General features: G+C 48.4%; 15 protein-coding genes. 10 read left to right on the forward strand and 5 right to left on the reverse strand.

Features of this window, described 5'->3' with window-relative positions; genetic code table 11:
• The first annotated feature begins 12 nt into the window (after positions 1-12).
• Positions 13-903 (forward strand): AraC family transcriptional regulator, encoded by an 891-nt coding sequence (locus tag EA26_RS11010; RefSeq protein ID WP_039427439.1) that lies wholly within the window; start codon positions 13-15, stop codon positions 901-903.
• Between the two features lie 22 nt (positions 904-925).
• Here EA26_RS11010 and EA26_RS11015 read toward each other — a convergent pair whose 3' ends face one another.
• On the reverse strand, positions 926-2,116 hold the full coding sequence (locus EA26_RS11015) for an MFS transporter (RefSeq protein WP_052079236.1): 1,191 nt from the start codon (positions 2,114-2,116) through the stop codon (positions 926-928).
• Between the two features lie 161 nt (positions 2,117-2,277).
• Positions 2,278-2,712 carry a thioredoxin TrxC gene (trxC, locus tag EA26_RS11020; protein WP_039427440.1) on the reverse strand — a complete coding sequence of 145 codons (435 nt, stop codon included), beginning with the start codon at positions 2,710-2,712 and terminating at the stop codon, positions 2,278-2,280.
• A gap of 163 nt (positions 2,713-2,875) precedes the next feature.
• On the opposite strand from trxC, the gene EA26_RS11025 reads away from it, so the two are divergent.
• The gene (locus EA26_RS11025; protein WP_039427442.1) at positions 2,876-3,967 is read left to right on the forward strand and encodes a ketoacyl-ACP synthase III; all 1,092 of its coding nucleotides are present in this window, start codon (positions 2,876-2,878) and stop codon (positions 3,965-3,967) included.
• Positions 3,968-4,053: 86 nt separating this feature from the next.
• Here EA26_RS11025 and EA26_RS11030 read toward each other — a convergent pair whose 3' ends face one another.
• Both EA26_RS11030 and EA26_RS11035 read right to left on the reverse strand, forming a co-directional pair.
• Positions 4,054-5,757, reverse strand: a complete 1,704-nt coding sequence (locus EA26_RS11030; RefSeq protein ID WP_039427443.1) for an FAD-dependent oxidoreductase — start codon at positions 5,755-5,757, stop codon at positions 4,054-4,056.
• A gap of 70 nt (positions 5,758-5,827) precedes the next feature.
• Complete coding sequence (locus EA26_RS11035; RefSeq protein ID WP_039427445.1) at positions 5,828-6,013, reverse strand: YgaP family membrane protein; 186 nt, start codon at positions 6,011-6,013, stop codon at positions 5,828-5,830.
• Between the two features lie 150 nt (positions 6,014-6,163).
• Here EA26_RS11035 and EA26_RS11040 point away from each other — a divergent pair, with 150 nt between their 5' ends.
• Genes EA26_RS11040 through EA26_RS11060 form a run of 5 tightly spaced genes read left to right on the forward strand, consistent with a single transcriptional unit; the run spans position 6,164 to position 11,590 of the window.
• Positions 6,164-6,475 (forward strand): ArsR/SmtB family transcription factor, encoded by a 312-nt coding sequence (locus EA26_RS11040; RefSeq protein ID WP_039427446.1) that lies wholly within the window; start codon positions 6,164-6,166, stop codon positions 6,473-6,475.
• A gap of 13 nt (positions 6,476-6,488) precedes the next feature.
• On the forward strand, positions 6,489-6,914 hold the full coding sequence (locus EA26_RS11045; protein WP_039427447.1) for a YeeE/YedE family protein: 426 nt from the start codon (positions 6,489-6,491) through the stop codon (positions 6,912-6,914).
• 19 nt (positions 6,915-6,933) lie between these two features.
• Positions 6,934-7,392: a YeeE/YedE family protein gene (locus EA26_RS11050; protein WP_039427448.1), complete on the forward strand. Its 459-nt coding sequence runs from the start codon at positions 6,934-6,936 to the stop codon at positions 7,390-7,392.
• A gap of 39 nt (positions 7,393-7,431) precedes the next feature.
• Entirely contained in the window at positions 7,432-8,436 is a 1,005-nt protein-coding gene (locus tag EA26_RS11055) for an efflux RND transporter periplasmic adaptor subunit (protein WP_039427449.1), read from the forward strand.
• 1 nt (position 8,437) lies between these two features.
• On the forward strand, positions 8,438-11,590 hold the full coding sequence (locus EA26_RS11060; protein WP_039427450.1) for an efflux RND transporter permease subunit: 3,153 nt from the start codon (positions 8,438-8,440) through the stop codon (positions 11,588-11,590).
• 39 nt (positions 11,591-11,629) lie between these two features.
• Here EA26_RS11060 and EA26_RS11065 read toward each other — a convergent pair whose 3' ends face one another.
• Positions 11,630-12,535 (reverse strand): endonuclease/exonuclease/phosphatase family protein, encoded by a 906-nt coding sequence (locus tag EA26_RS11065; protein ID WP_039427451.1) that lies wholly within the window; start codon positions 12,533-12,535, stop codon positions 11,630-11,632.
• Positions 12,536-12,824: 289 nt separating this feature from the next.
• On the opposite strand from EA26_RS11065, the gene nrdD reads away from it, so the two are divergent.
• From nrdD to EA26_RS11080, 3 genes are all read left to right on the forward strand, one after another.
• The gene (gene nrdD, locus EA26_RS11070) at positions 12,825-14,945 is read left to right on the forward strand and encodes an anaerobic ribonucleoside-triphosphate reductase (protein WP_039427452.1); all 2,121 of its coding nucleotides are present in this window, start codon (positions 12,825-12,827) and stop codon (positions 14,943-14,945) included.
• 64 nt (positions 14,946-15,009) lie between these two features.
• Complete coding sequence (nrdG, locus tag EA26_RS11075; RefSeq protein WP_039427453.1) at positions 15,010-15,477, forward strand: anaerobic ribonucleoside-triphosphate reductase-activating protein; 468 nt, start codon at positions 15,010-15,012, stop codon at positions 15,475-15,477.
• A 192-nt stretch (positions 15,478-15,669) separates the two neighbouring features.
• Entirely contained in the window at positions 15,670-16,857 is a 1,188-nt protein-coding gene (locus EA26_RS11080; protein WP_039427456.1) for an amino acid aminotransferase, read from the forward strand.
• Positions 16,858-16,860 lie beyond the last annotated feature (3 nt).

The following is a 16,860-nucleotide window of genomic DNA, read 5'->3' on the forward strand; positions in this document are numbered from 1 at the left end:
CTTAAGGTGAACATGTTTGAAAATTCGGAAAACCTGTGCAAATCCGTCATTGAGCAATTTGTGCCTAAAAACGAATGGGTCGACGAAGTCTACCTTGCACCTGAGTGTAAGGAGCGATTTCTCACCTTAACGGAGATCCCAGAATGGCGCGCTGCGGACATTTTTATGGCGGGCATCGCAAAACTCAAGCAAGGTTATTCGGTTGAGCGCTATGGCGTGGCGGTACATACTTTGCTGTTTACAATGGCTGGCGCTGGCGTACTGATCACCAAAGACAAGGTGAGTGCGATTCCACCGTACTCATTAACCATTCTTCCTGCGCATACCCCGTTTCGTTTTGAACTCGATCCAAACAGCAAATTTTGGGAAATGATCTGGCTGTTACCACAGCCAAGTGAAAAATGGCAGCACATTGCCCAAATGGGGCAATGTGTAGTGAATTTTCGCGAAACAGAACAGGTGTGGTCGCTGATGTGCTTGCTCTATGCTGAAATCGGCGGAAGAGGCAGCTTTCGCCGCATGTTGATCAGTGAAGTGGTGCGTCTGCTTTCCACGGTAGAGCCTGGGGTTTCCGGCTCACTTTCGCGTGTTCAGGCGTTGTTTAACGAAGTGGAAAGTCAGTTACATCTGCCTTGGAGTGTGGCAGAAATGGCCGCGCATTGTTATATCAGTGAAGAGCAGTTTAACCGCCTGACGAAACAGCTATTTGGTGTTACGCCACGCAGCAAACTGATCCAACTGCGCATGGACAAAGCGGCGGATTTGCTACGTTACAAAGAGTGGACCATCAGCATGATCTCGCACCGACTCGGCTACCGTGACCCATACAATTTTACCCACCGATTTAAAAAATATTTTGGTGTTTCGCCGACCCGCTATCGCAAAAACTTGGCAGACCATTAGGCCCCGCAGCCGGGGCATAATGCTAAGGGAGCGCAACACTTTTGCGCGTTTTTATCGCCGCGAGCAGCATGTAGATTGTGGTTGGCACCAACATGGCAAACAGATAACCCAGCAAACCATGGGGGTTGTGCATAAACTCGCCTGCTAAAACGGGGCCAATCACCGAGCCTACGCTGTAGCTAAAGAGCATGACCTGAGTGGCTGAGACGATAAACTTACTGTCGAGCTGTTCACAACCCAATGTAATGGCGATCGGATAGAGAGCAAAGACGGCCATACCCAGCAAAAATAGCGCCATCGCTAACACAGGTAAGGAGTCGGAGACAAACGTCATGCCGATGGCGAAAACACCCGCCAAACAGTAAAACGCCATCAGTAAAGATTTGCCTGTCCATTTACCCAGCGCCGTCACGGTAGGCTGAACGACCATGCCGCCTAAAATTACCAGCGCCATCAAACTGCCGATACTGCTTTGTTCGACATTGCGGTTGGCTAGCTCAAGCGGCATCAAGCCATAGATCGCGCCAAGCGTTAGCCCAGAGACAATGCAACCGATAATCGCCGCGTGACTAAGGCGAGCGATCTGCTTAAGTGACAGGCTCTCTGCCGAATGGCTATCTGGTTGCGATGTACGAAAGCAAACCAGCGCCATGACCGCAATCATTAACGTGGCGCAAATCAAGATAAAAGGCGTAGAGCCCGAAATACCAAAAGTGCTGATCCCGATTTGACCAAACGCAGTGCCGCCGTAGAGCGAAATCATGTAAAAGCTAAGCCGCTTGGCTCGAGAGTGCTCGTCACCATCTAATAGCCAAGACTCAACCACCACAAACACGCCTGCGACTGCAATGCCAGCGACAAAACGTGCACCCAGCCAGATGTGGCTATTGGGCAGCAAAGGTAACGTCACGATACTTGCGATAAAAACCAGCAAGCACAAAATAAAGGCGTTTTTGTGACCGATGCGTTGCACCACAGGTTCAAAAAACATTGAGCCCAATAACAAACCGGCATAAAACGCACTGGCTAACCAACTCGCCAAAGATACTGGTAACTGGTATTGCTCCGTCACCAACGGGATCAGGCTCATCAGGTAGCCGGATGCAACCGAGTAAAGCGTCAGCGCTAAAATAGGGACGAAAATAGATGAAGGCAGTGTCGTTTCGCGGGTGTCGGCCAAAGTCAGATTCTCCAGATAAGAAGAGAGGTTCATAGCTTGTTGGCGCGACTATGCGGCGAAAACTTATGTGAGTAAAATCACAAATATTTGTCGATACGACATGAAAATATGATTCTCGAGCATATGGTCGAAAATCGGCGATTAGGTGCTTTTTAATAGAATAAATCCGGGTCAAGATTACCCGGATTAGTCAATTATTTTTTGATGGCTTGATTTAGCCATTGATCAAACTGGCTTTTGGGTAAGGCGCCATTGAGCATATCAACCCGTTGTCCTTTCTTAAATACCATGATGGTTGGAATGCTGCGGATTTGAAACTGAGCGGCGAGCGCCTGTTGGGCTTCTGTATCGATTTTCACAAAGCGTACCTGATGTTTGCGCTCATGCGCCACGTCGGCAAAGATAGGCGCAAAGCCAACGCAAGGGTTACACCAAGGTGCCCAAAAGTCGACCACCACAGGAAGGTCACTGTTTAGAATTGCGTTAAAGTTGTCCGCGGTTCCTTCAATCGGTGCGCCATCAAGCAGCGCCGTTTTGCATTTACCGCAGCTAGGTTGTTCAGAAACACGCTCCACGGGTAAACGGTTTAGGCCGCCGCAAGCCGGGCAGCGTGAATGGAAGGTCGACATGTTTTTCATTCCTTCTTAGTGATTTTCATACAACAGACGATAAAAGAGTCATTGCGACATCAAGCTCGTCGACGAGGTTTTAAACTGGACTTACCAGACAACCTCAGAAAGCGTATACTTGCTTAATCTACTTAATTTAAAAACAACAATAAATAGGTCTAAGATGACAAATTATTACGCCGAAATTACGGGTTGGGGAAAATGCCTGCCTCCCGCTACCTTGTCAAATGATGATCTGAGTACGTTTCTTGAAACGTCGGACGAATGGATTCGCACCCGCACCGGGATTGCCAATCGTCGTATCAGCCATGTAAATACCTCGGAATTGGCCACCGTTGCGGCTCGCCATGCGCTTGCGCGTGCTGGGCTTGACGCTGCGGATATTGATCTGATTATTGTTGCTACCTGTTCACCAGATTCGCTTATTCCCAATATTGCTTCGTTGGTTCAAAGAAATTTGGGTATCGAAGCGGCGGCAGCGTTTGACTTGAATGCCGCTTGTACGGGCTTTGTTTACGGGCTAGAAACGGGCACACGCTTAATTCAATCTGGCGCTTATCGCCACGCACTTATCATTGGAGCAGAGCGTCTCTCTTTCTATATCGATTGGGCGATGCGCGATACCGCTGTGCTGTTTGGTGACGGTGCGGGCGCGGTGGTTTTATCAAGAACGGAGCACGCGGTTGGTCTGCAAAGTGCGAAAATCGGCTGTGATGCCAATGGCCGCGACATTCTCTCTGTGCCGAAATTTGGCACTTCCATGGATCGTTTCGCCGCAGATAACGGCTTTTGGGCGTTCAACTTCGTTGGTAAAGAGATCTTCAAACGTGCTGTGAAGGGCATGAGCAGCGCCGCTGCACACGTACTAGCCACGGCTGAAATGAGTAAAGACGATATTGACGTGGTGATTCCGCACCAAGCGAATATCCGTATTATCCAGACTTTGTGCGATCTCGCGGGGATTGAGCAGAAAAAGGCGTTCATTAATATTGATAAATATGGCAACACCTCGGCGGCCACGGTGCCGATCGCGCTGTGTGAGGCGGTAGAGCAGGGCCATATTAAAGCGGGTGACAATATTTTGCTCGCTGCTTTTGGCGCAGGCCTAACCTGGGGCGCAGGGCTGATCAAATGGGGTGAGCGTGTTGAACCTATCGCTCAAAGTGATGCTGCACTTCCACCATGTGATCAAAGCGCTCTTGAGCTGTTAAAAAATGCGATTGAGCTTTGCCACAGCCGAGAATCACGAAGCTAAAACTATGATTGAAAAACAGTGATTAAAAAAACGAGGGAGCCTTAGGCTCCCTCGTTTTTGTTGGCGTTGTAGCGCGAATTTAGTTTTTACTGCTGAGCAAATAAGTAAGTACGGTAGCCACCAATCAGGTTGCGGGCTTTAAAACCGTTGTTGACCAGTTGACGATACGCGACGTTACCCCGCAGACCGACCTGACAATAGATGATGATCTCTTTGTCTTTTGGCAGCTCGTGCATACGCTGACGCAGTTGGTCAACGGGAATGTTTACGTCGCCAGGCAAGTGATTGCCGTTGTCACGTTCGCCAGGATTGCGCACATCCAGTAGGAGTTGCTGATCATTTAGCTCAGCTAACTGGTCGAAATGAATCGGTGTCGAATCCCCTTTCATGATATTTGCCGCAACAAACGCTGCTTGGTTAATCACGTCTTTGGCACTGCCGAATGGAGGAGCGTAGGTCAGCTCTAAGTGTTGGAGATCGAGCACTGTCATGCCCGCACGCTGAGCGACGGCCATCACGTCAATCCGTTTATCTACGCCATCTTTACCAACGGCTTGCGCGCCAAAAATTTTGCCTGTTTGTGGGTCAAATAGCAGCTTAAATGAGACTATCTCTGCACTGGGATAGTAGCTCGCATGGCTAGCGGTGTGCACGTACACTTTTTCATAAGTGACACCGTCGCGTTTTAGCTGTTTCTCATTTTTGCCTGTTGACGCTACGGCTAAATCAAAGACCTTACAAATCGCGGTCCCTTGAGTGCCTTGATAACGCTCGCTGCGACCAAGCATGTTGTCCGCTGCCATACGGCCTTGACGGTTGGCTGGGCCAGCTAGGGGAACCAAGGTTTGTTTGCCTGTGACAAAATCTTGCTCTTCAACCGCGTCGCCGACTGCATAGATAAACGGATCACTGGTTTGCATAAACTCGTTGGTGCGAATACCACCAAGCTCACCGATTTCAAGTTCGGCCTCGCGTGCAAGTTTGGTTTCTGGGCGCACCCCAATCGCCATAATCAACACATCGGTACGCAAAGTTTCGCCGTTATTGAGTGAAAGCGTCAGCTCACCTTGCATATGGCGATGCGCTTCGTTTTCACCAGACTCGACACTGACAATGTGTTCTGTCGGGTGATACTCAACCGCTTCTAGCGCCACGCCCAAGCGTAAGTCGATGCCCTTTTGTCGGATTTCAGCATGGACGAAACCTGCCATCTCTTTGTCAACTGGCGTCATCACTTGATCGGCCATCTCAATCAATGTGGTTTTTATTCCCAGTTGATGAAACGCTTCCATCATCTCCAGACCGATGAATCCGCCGCCAATTACGGTAGCGTGCTCAGGTTTGTTCATCTGAATGGTTTTGATGATGCGATCCATATCTGGAACATTACGCAGTGAGTGGGTCAGCGGGTTGTCTATGCCCGGGATAGGCGGAACGACAGGACCAGCCCCGGGACTGAGTAAGAGAAAGTCGTAGCTTTCTTGATACTCAGAGCCGTCAAGTAAATTTTTCACGCTGATGGCTTTTTCTTCGCGATTGATGGAAAGAACTTCATTCATCACTCGCACATCGACATTAAAGCGGGCTAAAAAGCTCTCTGGCGTTTGCAACAGTAATTTACTGCGATCAGTGATGTCACCACCAATGTGGTAAGGTAAACCACAGTTGGCAAATGAGACAAATTCGCCGCGCTCAAACATGATGATTTGCGCGTCTTCACTGAGACGGCGTGCACGCGCTGCTGCTGAGGCGCCACCTGCGACACCACCAATGATCACGATTTTTGTCATGTAATTAAAACCTCATTATTTTGACGGCACACAATAGCTGTGCGTTTGCATAGCTATTGCGGCCACATCGTCATTTAAAGCCAAGTTTTTTGAGAAATAGGGCAGCCGGACAAAATCCAGTGAATGCACTTTGGATTAAGTTGACGCCGACAAATACGGTTAACCATACAAAATTAGTATGCACATAGGTTGTGAGCAAGAGCGACAATAAAACCATGCTGCCTGCAATGATACGAACTCCGTTATCTACCGTCATGATGTCACCTCCACGTGATTGATGGTGTTACTCTAATCTCTAATATTAGATATGTCTAATAAAAATTAATCTAATTTCTAAATATCTAAATTAGAATTGACTAAATATGGTAATTCAGTAAACTCTAAATCATGTACTTAGGAGGTGGCTATGCGTCGTGAAGACTCAATTAATCTAGAGCAAATGCGCGGTAGTGCACATGAGGTTTCTGAACTGCTGAAGGTGATGGCTCATCCTGAACGCTTAATGGTGTTGTGCCAGTTGACGAGTGGTGAAGTTGGCGTAGGTCAATTACAGCAGAGCTCAACATTGAGTCAGTCTGCTTTCTCACAGCATCTCACTTTGCTGAGAAAACACGGTTTAGTTAAAGCAAGAAAAGAGTCGCAACAGGTTTTCTATTCTTTGTCCGATGTGCGTGTAGCACAGCTAATTAGCAATTTACAGAACATTTTTTGTCCATAGTTGAGAGGGTTATATGGCGTTTGTAGTACCTTGGGAATCGTTAGCAGGAGGCGTTTTACTTGGGCTATCAGCATTAATCATGCTAGTGCTTAATGGGAAAATTGCTGGCATCAGCGGGATTTTAACCGGGTTATTAACCCCCAAATCACGTGATTTTGCTTGGCGCTTAATGTTTGTTATCGGCATGATCGCCGGAGGTGTCGCGGCGGTGACTTTCGGCATGGCACATATTCCAGCCGCTTCGTCTTTAGGCGTTTCTTCACTCATGTTGGCATTGGCGGGGTTAGTTGTGGGAGTCGGCACGCGATTAGGTAACGGGTGTACTAGCGGACACGGTATCTGTGGCATTGGCCGTTTATCAACGCGTTCGATGGTGGCGACAGGCGTTTTTATGTTAGCCGCTGCGGTGACGGTGTTTATCAGACTTCATTTGATCTAATTTCCTAAGGCGTAACTCAATGAATAACTTTCTATTTCGATTTACTTCGTTAGTCGCAGGCGTTCTTTTTGGTTTGGGGATGGCTATTTCTGGGATGATTGATCCCGCTAAAGTGATTGGCTTTCTTGATGTGGCTGGGCAATGGGACCCCAGTTTAATGTTTGTGATGGGCGGTGCTCTCGCGGTGTTTATGCCCGGCTACTTTTTTATCGTTCGTCAGCAGAACAAGCCAGTCAACGCGCCAAGCTTTTGCTTATCGACACAAAAGAGAGTGGACGCAAGGCTGATTTCTGGTGCGACACTGTTTGGTGTTGGTTGGGGATTGGCGGGCATTTGCCCCGGACCTGCCGTAGCGAGTCTTGGATTGGGCAATCCTCAAATCTGGATCTTTTTTGCTGCAATGATGGTCGGCTTAGGCACAACTAACTTGCTGATCTGTATTAGAAATGAGCGTCAAGTCAAAACAGAGCTGGCCTAGCTCGGCTAGAGTAACAGAAACAATCAGGGAGATTTGATTATGCAATGGTTGAAAAAGTCTGCGTTGGCAGCCGCACTTTTGCTCACAACGAACAGCTCGGCAATGGCGGATGTCTATACCGCGCAGCTCACTAAAGTCGATCAGGCCATCGTGTTGGATGGTGTGGTTCAGCCTGTCAATCAAGGTACTGTCGCCGCGCAAACGTCAGGTACCGTGGTCGCCCTCAATGTGGATGTGAATGATTACGTTAAGCAAGGTAGTGTGCTATTGGAAATTAGTGCAGTACAACAATCGGCCGCGCTAGATGCAGCCAAGGCGCAATTGGCAAGCGCAGTTGCACAAAATAAAGAAGCGCAGGCACAAGTAAAGCGTTTTCGCCAATTGATGCCGAAAGGGGCGATTTCCCAAGATCAGATGGATGCAGCAGAAACGCGTGCTCGCAGCGCTGCTGCCGCAGTCAAATCGGTGGAGGCATCGGTAGCACAGGCAAAAGAGTCTCTCGGTTACACCAGCGTGACGGCACCTTATGATGGTGTGGTGACTAAGCGTTATGTCGAACTGGGGGAAACCGTGGCCCCGGGCACACCACTGTTGAGCGGTTTCTCGATGGACGAGCTCAGAGTGGAAAGTGAGATCCCGCAGCACTATTACTCGCTGGTAAACAATGAAGCGCAGTTTACGATTGACAATGGCGGTGGCGAGAAAGTCACTCCAACCACCTACAATCTTTTCCGTTATGCAGAACCTAGCTCACACAGCCATACTATTCGCCTTAACTTACCGGAAAAGCAACTTGGTTTTACCCCAGGTGCTTGGGTGAAAACGCGTTTTGTCTATGGGCAGAGAGAACTCCTGCTGGTCCCCAAAACGGCCGTCATGCGTCGCGCTGAACTGAGCGTCGTCTACCGACTCACTAAAGACGATGAGGCAATCCTTAATCCGGTACGCCTAGGGCAAGAGTTTGAGGACAGCTATGAAGTGTTGTCTGGACTTGAAATTGGCGATCGTGTGGTAAGCAATTTGCTCAAAGTGAAAGGTGAATAATATGACTCAACGACTCGGTATTTCGGGTCGCATTGCTGCGGCCTTTCAAAACTCAGCAATGACCCCATTGCTGGCCTTAGTTGGCTTGTTGATGGGAATCTTCGCTGTTGTGGTTACCCCAAAAGAAGAGGAGCCCCAGATTGATGTCACTTTTGCCGATGTCTATATCCCGTTTCCCGGTGCGTCTCCGCAGGAAGTCGCCAGCTTAGTGACCACACCAGCAGAACAGGTTATCTCCGAGATTCAAGGTATCGACAAAATTTACTCTTTCTCTCAGCCAGACGGTGCGATGATCGTGGCGATCTTTGAGGTTGGCGTAACGCGAAGCGATGCCGTGGTACGGATTTACAACAAACTCTATTCCAACAAAGACTGGATGCCGCAAGGCGTTGGAGTCGGAGAGCCCATCATCAAACCACGTGGCATTGAAGATGTCCCCATCGTCACTATTACCTTATCAGATAAAGATGGTCACTATTCCGGGCAGCAGCTAACTCAAATTGCGCACGGGCTAGAAACCGAGCTAAAGCGCATTGATGGCACACGTGACATATACACGGTGGGTGCGCATGCCACTATCGTTGATGTTAGGCTCGATCCGGTCAAAATGAATGCTTATGGTGTGACTATCAGCCAACTCAATCAAGCGCTTCCTTCTGCCAATCAGCGTTCCACCACACTTAGCCTGACCCATGACAATCAGCAGTTGCCACTCCAGATTGGCGAGTTCTTAACCCAAGTTGATCAAGTCAAGCAGCTCGTGGTTGGTGTACAAAATGGCTCGCCCGTCTACTTTGAAGACATCGCAGAGATCGCTCTGGGTGTCGATACCCCCAAACACAACGTTTGGACCAGTGATAAGCATACCCTGTCGCCTGCCGTGACTTTGGCGATTGCCAAAAAGAGTGGGGAGAATGCGGTGAACGTCGCCAAAGCGGTGGAGGCTCGCATTGATGTGCTGAAAAATCAGCTCATTCCCGCCGATATTGATGTGGCTATCACCCGTGACTATGGCAAAACCGCCGCAGATAAAAGCAATACCTTAATCGGTAAACTGGCGTTTGCCACCACGGCCGTCGTGTTACTGGTGCTGCTGACCATGGGCTGGCGAGAATCTTTGGTCGTTGGTATCGCCATCATTGTGACATTGATGATCACCTTGTTTGCCTCTTGGGCATGGGGTTTTACCTTAAACCGCGTCTCTCTGTTTGCGCTGATCTTCTCGATTGGTATCCTTGTGGATGATGCCATTGTCGTAGTGGAGAACATTCACCGTCACATGTCGATGGGCAAAAAGAAACTGTCGGAGTTGATCCCGGTTGCCGTTGATGAAGTCGGGGGGCCGACCATTCTAGCCACCTTGACAGTAATAGCGGCGCTGCTGCCGATGGCGTTCGTCTCTGGCTTAATGGGGCCGTACATGAGCCCAATTCCGATCAACGCCTCAATGGGGATGCTGATCTCCCTTGCGGTTGCTTTCGTGCTTTCCCCTTGGTTGGCGGGGAAAATGCTTAAAGCGGGTAAACATGAAAATGAGCATCAAGCGGATTCGATTTTCCACAAACTCATGGCTCCTTTTATTACGGCCGAGCAACAAGCGAGAAATCGACTTTTCCTCTTGCTGGGTGTTTTAGGGTTGATCGCAGGATCGGTGGCCTTGCCAGCCATGCAAGCTGTAGTATTGAAAATGCTGCCTTTTGATAATAAATCTGAGTTTCAGGTGGTATTGGATATGCCTGAAGGCGCCGCTCTTGAACGCACGCAACGCGTACTGTTTGAGTTAGGACAAGAGCTTGCCAAAGTGCCGGAAGTAGAGAACTACCAGATTTATGTCGGCAATGCCGCGCCCATCAACTTTAACGGCCTAGTGCGCCACTATTTCCTGCGTAGCCAAGCTAACCAAGGCGATATTCAAGTCAATCTGTTGGATCGCCGTGAACGGGATCGCGATAGCCACGAGATAGCCAGTGCCGTTCGCCCAGTGCTTAACCAAATCGCCAGCCAGTTTGGCGGGAAAGTGAAAGTCGTTGAAGTGCCGCCAGGGCCGCCAGTGTGGTCCCCAATTCTGGCAGAAGTGTACGCACCAACACCCGATCTGCGAGCTCAAGCCGCTCGCCAAGTGCGAGACATTTTTAGAAACAGCGAAGATATTGTCGACGTGGACATGTATCTGCCTGAAATCCATCAGAAATGGCAAGTGAAGATCGATCGCAGCAAGGCCGCTCGTTTGATGGTGCCGTACAGTGAGATTGTCGATGCGTTGGCGACGACGGTTGGTGGTAAACCGATCACGTATCTACATACAGAACACAGTAAGTATCCTGTGCCTGTCATGATTCAAGCGCAGGAAGGGGCAAAAGTACGTCTTGAGCAGCTGTTGAACCTCAAAGTAAGCAGTCAAAATGGCAACCACTACCCGCTAACGGAGTTGGTTTCGATCACGCAAAGTCAGATGGAAGACTACATCGTGCATAAAAACCTTGTTCCTATGGTGATGGTCGTGGCTGATATGACGGGAGAGATCGACAGCCCGCTTTACGGCATGTTTAATCTCTCTGGCGAGCTCGACCAAGCGATGACGCTCGATCAGTACTACATCCACCAGCCAGATGGGCTGCAAGGCATTTCAATCATGTGGGATGGTGAATGGACCATTACTTATGAAACGTTCCGTGATATGGGAATTGCCTATGCAGTTGGAATGGTGTTGATCTACTTGTTGGTAGTCGCGCAGTTCAAATCCTATTTGGTGCCGCTGATCATCATGGCACCGATCCCGTTGACGATTATCGGTGTAATGCCCGGTCATGCGTTGCTGGGTGCGCAGTTTACTGCGACATCGATGATCGGCATGATCGCCCTTGCCGGGATTATTGTGCGTAACTCCATTTTGTTGGTGGATTTTATTAACCAGCAAGTTGAACAAGGCGTTGAGTTTGCCGAAGCGGTGATTCAGTCTGCCGCCGTGCGGGCAAAACCGATAATGTTGACCGCGCTGGCCGCCATGATTGGGGCCGTATTTATCCTTGATGACCCGATTTTCAACGGTTTAGCGATAAGCCTGATCTTCGGCATCTTCGTTTCAACCATACTGACCTTGATTGTTATTCCAGTGCTTTATTTCACCTTTATGCGCAAACGCTTCAGCCATTAATTGGCGATGTCGACCTAGCGAGGCCCAACAGGGCCTCGTCTATTTTGGCTGGTTAAGAGTGAGAGTGCTGCTCAACGGGCAATGGTCGCTCAGTTGGAAACGCAGTACATCAAGGCTGTCAAAGCGCGTCTGTTTGGCTTCAGACGCCGATAGTGAATGGCTGACGAGTATGTGATCGATTAAAGAGCGAAAACGGTGAGTTTTGCTCGGCTGCTTTTTCGAGCGCACCTGACATAACGCTTCACTGTGCTGAGACGCCAAGCGAAATTGCCCAGATTGAGCCAAAATTTCATAAAGCCAATCACCTGCATAGGCGAGGTTGTGATTGAAGTCACCTAAAATCACATAGTTCTGTTTTTGCACTTCTCTCTCTTTTATCCACTTTGCCAATTGTTTGCCTTGTCGTTTGAGTGTTTGGCAAGAATCCGTTGCTTTAAATGCACCACTGCAACCCGCTTTCAGATGCACGTTTAACAAGTGAATATCCGCATAAGGCGCCTGCTTAACGATGACATAAGAGGCGAAGCGCAGTTTGCTGTTGGCCTGAGTATCTAAAGCAATGTCTTGTGGATCTTCAAAGGGAATACCCTTTTTGATCGCGAAGCCCGTATATTGGTTGATGTCATCAAATTGATGGCGGCGAAAGGGAGGGCTAGCGCGATCAGAGAGCCGCACATGGTAATTGGTACCGACGATTTGTTGTATCGCTTTGATGTCGTTGACCTCTTGGAAAGCGAGAATATCGGCTTGGGTTTGCTGAAAATAGAATGCCATTTTTGCCACATCCTCTGTTTGGCGTTGGCTTTCAACTATCTGCTTGCTTGGCACGCTGCTAAGCCACTCCATATTCCAGGTGGTAATATGCACTGTACCTGCGGCCTTGGCTAAAGCAGACCATAGCAATCCTAAACAAATAAAAAAAAGCACACTGAGTCGTTTTGTCATCACCTATTATTCCCAAGTCATTCGGCAACCCTTTATCCTACAAGAGCTCAAAAAATTTCAAGCAGAAAAGAGCACATTTTTGCAATTTTCACGCTTTTCTTCCTAACTGAGATCGCTGCCAACAAGATCGATTTGATCTTAATCCATACCCCATTTTTGTTGATCAAAATCAATACCGAGGGCGACGGCTTTTCGTTAAATACGCCACAATATATAGTGCCAGTCGGATAAAAAATAACCCTATATAGTGTGATAACTCTGTGAGTATGCTAAGGGTAAGGAGAAGAAAGTGAAACCAATCGTAATCAAGCGTGATGGCTCTAGGGCTCCATTTAGCCGCGATCGTATTCAAGCTGCGGTAGAAGCGGCTGCCGAGCATGTGGATAAAGAAATCGCCATTTATGCCCTTAACGTTGCCTTAGCTGTTGAATTGCAGCTAAAAGATCACGATGAAGTTCACATTCACGAAATCCAGACCTTAGTTGAAAATGAACTGATGCAAGGCCCTTACAAATCGCTTGCCAGAGCTTACATTGAATACCGTCATGACCGTGATATTGCACGCGAAAAACAGAGTACTTTGACTCGCGAGATCGAAGGGTTGATTGAAGAGAGCAATGTTGATCTTATCAATGAAAACGCCAACAAAGACGGTAAAGTCATTCCAACTCAGCGTGATTTGCTCGCAGGTATTGTCGCCAAGCACTATGCCAAAACGCATATTTTGCCAAGAGATGTCGTGCAGGCACACGAAGAGGGCGATATTCACTACCACGATTTAGACTATGCGCCTTTTTTCCCTATGTTTAACTGCATGTTGATCGATCTGAAGGGAATGCTGACACACGGCTTTAAAATGGGGAACGCAGAAATCGACACGCCAAAGTCGATTTCCACCGCGACCGCCGTTACCGCGCAAATCATTGCTCAGGTTGCCAGCCATATTTACGGCGGAACGACAATTAACCGCATTGATGAAGTGCTTGAGCCCTATGTGATGGCGAGCTATGAGAAACACCTCGACATCGCGCGTGAATGGAATATCTATGACCCAGAAGGCTTTGCACGTGCTCGTACCGAGAAAGAGTGCTACGACGCATTTCAATCCTTGGAATATGAAGTGAACACCCTACACACCGCCAATGGGCAAACGCCGTTCGTCACTTTTGGTTTTGGTCTTGGCACCAGTTGGGCATCGAAACTTATCCAGCGCTCAATTTTGAAAAACCGCATTGCGGGTCTGGGGAAAAATCGCAAAACTGCCGTTTTTCCTAAGTTGGTCTTCGCTATCAAAGATGGTCTCAACCATAAACCTGTGGACCCAAACTACGACATCAAACAACTGGCACTGGAATGTGCTTCTAAGCGCATGTACCCAGACATCCTTAACTACGACAAAGTGGTTGAAGTGACTGGTTCTTTCAAAACACCAATGGGATGTCGCAGCTTTTTAAGCACTTACGAAGAAAATGGCGAACTGATCCATGAAGGGCGTAACAATCTCGGTGTGGTGAGCCTCAACTTGCCGCGCATTGCCCTAAAAGCCGCTGGTGATGAACAGCGTTTTTATCAATTGCTGGATGAGAAACTGAAGCTAGCCCGTCGCGCCTTAGAAACACGCATTAGCCGTTTAGAGAATGTTAAAGCGCGCGTTGCACCGATTCTTTACATGGAAGGAGCGTGTGGTGTGCGTTTGAAGGCAGACCAAGCGATCGCCGACATATTCAAACATGGTCGAGCGTCCATTTCTCTTGGTTACATCGGTATCCATGAAACCATTAACGCGTTGTATCGCGATGGTACGCATGTTTACGATGATGCAAGTCTGCGCGAGAAGGCGCTAGAGATTGTCAAACGCATGAAAGCGGCCGTAGATGTGTGGACAGAGGAGACTGGTTACGGATTTAGCCTCTATGGCACGCCAAGTGAAAACCTGTGCAGCCGTTTCTGCCGAATTGACACCAAAGAGTTTGGCGTGATTGCGGGCGTGACCGACAAAGGCTACTACACCAATAGTTTTCATTTGGATGTAGAGAAAAAGGTCAATCCTTACGATAAGATCGATTTCGAAATGCCGTATCCGGAAATTTCCAGTGGTGGGTTTATCTGCTATGGCGAATTTCCAAACATGCAAAACAACATCGAAGCGCTGGAAAACGTGTGGGATTACAGCTACACCCGAGTACCTTACTACGGCACCAATACGCCCATCGACGAATGCTACGAGTGTGGCTACAACGGAGAATTTGACTGTACCAGCAAAGGGTTCACCTGCCCGAAATGTGGTAACCATGATTCCTCAAAAGTGTCAGTGACTCGCCGGGTGTGTGGTTATTTAGGCAGCCCAGATGCACGGCCGTTCAACTTCGGCAAGCAGGAAGAAGTGATTCGTCGAGTGAAACATCTCTAAGTTGTAAGAAAGGCTAAGGAGTCAACTTGACGTGAGTTGGCTCTGCCCTTTGAGAAGGTAAGTGATGAACTATCACCAATACTACCCAGTGGATGTCGTGAATGGACCGGGAACTCGCTGCACACTGTTTGTTTCGGGCTGTGTCCATCAGTGCCGAGGTTGCTACAATCAATCCACGCAGCGTTTAGATTCTGGAACGCCTTTTACCCAAGAGGCGGAGGACAGAATCATCGCCGATCTCAATGATACGCGGATACCTCGACGCGGGTTATCGCTATCGGGTGGCGATCCGCTTCATCCTGCCAACGTGGCGGATGTGCTACATTTGGTTAAACGCGTTCGAGAGGAGTGTCAAGGCAAAGATATCTGGCTGTGGACAGGTTACTGCCTAGATGAACTCAATACCGCGCAACGCGAAGTCATTGGCTACATCGATACCCTAATTGACGGTAAGTTTGAGCAAGACAAGGCAGACCCCAGCTTGAAATGGCGAGGCAGTGCGAATCAAATCATTCATACCTTTACTCTGTGAAACAACGGTTGTACTAGCATAAAACTCTATCTGCGCTTTCTATGTTAATGAAATGTTGCTTGTTTTGGTTTTTTTCACTGAATTGATTGGCAAGGTAAAAATTTGCTTCGTCTTCACAATCCTTTGATGTTAAGTTTTATCTTCCTATCTGGATGACTTCCATCACTTGAATTTCAAAGGGTTGTGACTTTCATGTTTTCTCAATTACCAACACCAGCTTTAGATCCAATTCTTTCATTAACCGTCGCTTTTCGTAACGATCCTCGTCGCGAAAAAGTAGACCTTGGAATTGGTGTTTACAAAAATAGCCAAGGCGAAACGCCTATCATGCGTGCAGTCTCTCAGGCGCAGCATATCGTCGCTGATACACAAAAAACCAAATCTTATGTAGGCCTCGCTGGCTGTGAAGAGTTCAACCAATCGATGGTGGACCTATTGCTAAAAGGCACATCGGTACTGGATCGCGTGGCCGCAATTCAGACTCCGGGTGCAAGTGGCGCGTTACGCATGTTGGGCGATTTGATGAAAGTGGCTCAGCCAGATACCACGGTTTGGATTTCTAACCCAAGTTATGTCAACCACAAGCCTGTGATGGAAGCGGCGGGTCTAAAGGTTAAGTATTACCGCTACTTTAGTCCACTGACTAAGCAGGTCGATACCGAACTCATGCTGCAAGATTTGGCCGGGGCTGGTGTGAATGATGTCGTGCTGCTGCACGGTTGTTGTCACAACCCGACAGGTGCCGATATTGACTTTTCCGCTTGGCAAGCGATTACCGAACTGGCCGTGAAAAATGGTTTTACGCCGTTTGTCGATATCGCTTATCAAGGTTTTGGGGATGGTCTGGAAGAAGATGCGAAAGGTCTACAATACATGGCCAATCAAGTCGAAGAGATGCTTATCACCACCTCATGTTCGAAAAACTTTGGTTTATACCGTGAGCGTACTGGCGCTGCGATAGTGATTGGTCAAAGTGCACTGGCCGCACAAAATGCCAAGGGCAAACTCATGACTCTGGCTCGCGCCACGTACACCATGCCGCCGGATCACGGCGCCGCTCTGGTAAAAACTGTGCTACAAGATCAAGCATTAACCACATTGTGGAAGCAAGAACTGAGTGAAATGCAGCAACGTTTGTTAAACCTTCGTCAAACCTTGTGTAATGAATTGAGAAATCAGCACAATACGTCACAATTCGACTTCATTGAAAGCCACAAGGGGATGTTTACTGTGCTAGGCTTTTCACCAGAGCAAATGGGAACGTTGCGTGAAGAATACGGAATTTATGGTGTGGGAGATGGGCGAATCAATATCGCTGGCCTGACAGAAAAAGACATTCCTTACGTAGCTGATGCGATAGTTAAGGTCTCACAACGTTAAATC

The organism is Vibrio navarrensis (assembly GCF_000764325.1).
Classification (GTDB): Bacteria; Pseudomonadota; Gammaproteobacteria; order Enterobacterales; family Vibrionaceae; genus Vibrio; species Vibrio navarrensis.